Below are 585 nucleotides of genomic sequence, written 5' to 3'. Positions count from 1 at the left end.
CCGGCCGGCGGGGTTGACAGCGCCCCGGCCGCGGACGCCTAAAGCGCCGCCCGCGCGGGGCGGCCCCGGCCGCCCCGACGCCGCGCGACGAGCCCGTAGCTCAGCCGGTAGAGCACGTGACTTTTAATCATGGGGTCCTGGGTTCGAGTCCCAGCGGGCTCATCCTTCTCGCCGCCTTTCGTGCGGCAGGGACGATCGGCTTGTCCGCGCCCTGATCCTGTCGACCGGTTGCGACACAAAGGTCCCGCTCACTCCAGCCTCGCGCCCGAGGCACGCGCCAGTTCGGACCAGCGCGTGGTCTCCGCGGCGATCTCGCGGGCCAGCGCGTCCGGTGTGACCGGCGCGGCGGCGATCAGGCCGGCGGCCGCCAGTTGCTCCCGAACGGCGGAATCCGCGACGGCGCCCGCCACCGCCGCGTTCAGCGCCTGCACCACCGCAGGCGGCGTGCCGGCCGGTGCCACGACGAAGATCGACGGCGCCAGGTCGAAGCCGGGCAGCGTCTCGGCCGCGGCCGGCACGTCCGGCACCGTCGACACCCGCGCCGCCGTGGTCACCGCCAGCAGGCGCAGCTGGCCGGCGCCGACC

General features: G+C 75.6%; 1 protein-coding gene and 1 tRNA gene. One reads left to right on the top strand and one right to left on the bottom strand.

The features are described 5' to 3' along the window. Positions 1–89: 89 nt before the first annotated feature. A tRNA-Lys gene (locus tag OZN99_RS33165) sits at positions 90–162 on the top strand. Between the two features lie 86 nt (positions 163–248). Here OZN99_RS33165 and OZN99_RS33160 read toward each other — a convergent pair. Continuing rightward, positions 249–585: tripartite tricarboxylate transporter substrate-binding protein (locus OZN99_RS33160; RefSeq protein ID WP_270939412.1), on the bottom strand; the 337-nt coding region annotated here is incomplete at its 5' end.

Origin of the sequence: Falsiroseomonas oryzae, from assembly GCF_027856955.1 — a bacterium.
GTDB lineage: Bacteria > Pseudomonadota > Alphaproteobacteria > Acetobacterales > Acetobacteraceae > Falsiroseomonas > Falsiroseomonas oryzae.
Note: the sequence above shows the minus strand (reverse complement) of the source record. Positions and strands in the feature narration are given on the sequence as shown.